The 2,122-nt window shown below is 37.2% G+C and carries 1 protein-coding gene and 1 pseudogene; both read left to right on the forward strand.

The window, feature by feature from the left end; all coding sequences use genetic code 11:
• Nucleotides 1-657: 657 nt before the first annotated feature.
• A pseudogene (locus DYY66_RS16640) lies at nt 658-898 on the forward strand (hypothetical protein); the annotation flags it as partial.
• A 203-nt stretch (nt 899-1,101) separates the two neighbouring features.
• Nucleotides 1,102-1,518, forward strand: a complete 417-nt coding sequence (locus DYY66_RS11320; RefSeq protein ID WP_166289443.1) for a Fic family protein — start codon at nt 1,102-1,104, stop codon at nt 1,516-1,518.
• The last annotated feature ends 604 nt before the right edge of the window (nt 1,519-2,122 follow it).

The following is a 2,122-nucleotide window of genomic DNA, read 5'->3' on the forward strand; positions in this document are numbered from 1 at the left end:
TACAAGATATAGTACAGGCGTCTCTTGCGGGGACACATAACGTAAACTGGAGAACCTGGTGTGTTGCAAAAAAATTTGGAATCGTCGGAAGAGAGGCAGTATATGACAGAAAGTCGGCAAGATTCTTGTATGAAAAATNGCAGGCCTCTCTTGCGGGGACACACAACGTAAACTGGAGAACATGGTGTGTTGCCAAAAAATTTGGAATTGTAGGCAGGGAGGCGGTATATGACAGAAAGTCGGCAAGATTCTTGTATGAAAAATNCTACTACAGAAAATAAAATCAAATGAAATTGCCATATCATGGGTTGAAGTGGAAGGCTTTTCAAAACTTGCAGAACCCATACTTGACCATACCACAAAATACTATGCATCTCCTGCAAACATGGACAAGGGGATACTTGACTTGGTAAAATCAAGGCTGATGAAGACCAGACATAGATTGGTCTGTGTAAGGTGTGGCAAGTGGGAAAAAGTAGTAGAAACTGGGCAGATAAACGAGATTCCGTCATGTCCTTATTGCAAGTCACGGCAGATTGCTGCAACGTTCTACTCTGACTATGACCTGCCAAAGATTGTACAGAAAAAAGTTGCCGGCAAAAAAATAACAACTGAAGAGAATCACAAGTTTACTCGAGCCTGGAAGGTGTCATCACNAAAAAAAGTTGCCGGCAAAAAAATAACAACAGAAGAGAACCACAAGTTTGCAAGAGCCTGGAAGGTGTCATCACTTCTTGCAAACTTTGGCAAGACTGCACTTGTTGTGATATCAGGATATGGTGTGGGCGCTGACACTGCGGCAAGGATTCTGCGAAACATGATTGGAGAAGAAGAGGTGTACAAGCAAATTTACGAAGCAGAAAGGCAGTATGTGACAACCCGTGGGTTCTGGGACTAGGATTTATTTTGAATTGATTTTGATATGATGCATAAAATCCAGTTGGATCAAAGTAGAGAATGACCATTTTTTACGGAATAAAATAAATCAAGAATAAAAGAAGATCAATGATTAACAATCACTCCAAATACTAAAAACCAATTTAACAAATTATTTCATCACTTATTTAAAGGTCATAGTATAATCAGTTATTAGATAATCACATGTCTGAGAATTTTTCTGATGAACTAATAAAAAACATCGTACACGGAAATGAACACTTGGTTAACCATAGAAAAGAGTCCTTTGGAGTAAACTACGAAAGAATTGAGTGGGTATTCTCTAAAGCAAATTCTTTCAATGATGTTAAAGATAAGAGAACAAGAATTATTAAAAAAGCAACAGCAGTTTTGGCCGGAATATCATGGCAACAACCATTTAACAATGGAAATAAGACAATTGCGCTCATAGTTAGCAAATATTTTCTACGAAAAAATGGATTTGATTTAAGAATATCAACAGAACGGGAAGAAGATGAATTGATCGACCTTTTGACCAAAACTATGTACAAATATGAGGACGACCCAACAATATTTAGTGAAGTTGAAGAATATCTAGACAGAAAAGTTGCATCAAATTAAAATCAAAGTTTAGCTAATTTAGAGAATAGTCTGGGATTCTCGTCCATAATCTGTTTCATGTTTTGCAAAAACAGATCATTGCTGATTTCAATTTTATTAGAGCGTGAATTCATAGATCCTTTTACTTTATCTGATACCGTCATCAATTGTTAATACTTAATAGAATTTAATAAATCATGTACCTATTTTTCTACTCTAGGCATATCTAGAATAACCTTTGTGAAGAGAACTGTTGCCTATGAATCAGTTCTTTCGCGTGATTACTGAATAAGCAGACAAGAACAACTCTNAAAGCAGAATGGTCTCTCCGGCCTTTGTCTGGATTTCACGCTTTTCTGGAGCTTTGAGAATTATTGCCTCTACACAATATAGTGTCTCGGCTGGTTTTATTTCCTTGATCTTAGTTCNTGTTTCTCCAGCCTTTGTCTGTATTTCGCGCTTTTCTGGAGCTTTTAGAATTATTGCCTCTACACAGTATAATGTCTCGGCTGGTTTTATTTCCTTGATCTTGGTTCTAATCTCTGGTAAAGTTGGGATACCTTGTCCGTCTACCTTTCTTACAAACGAGTCGGCCTCTAGCATGATTGATTTTCCGTACATCTTT

It is taken from the genome of Candidatus Nitrosotalea sp. FS (genome assembly GCF_011319475.1).
In the GTDB taxonomy this organism is placed as follows: Archaea; Thermoproteota; Nitrososphaeria; order Nitrososphaerales; family Nitrosopumilaceae; genus Nitrosotalea.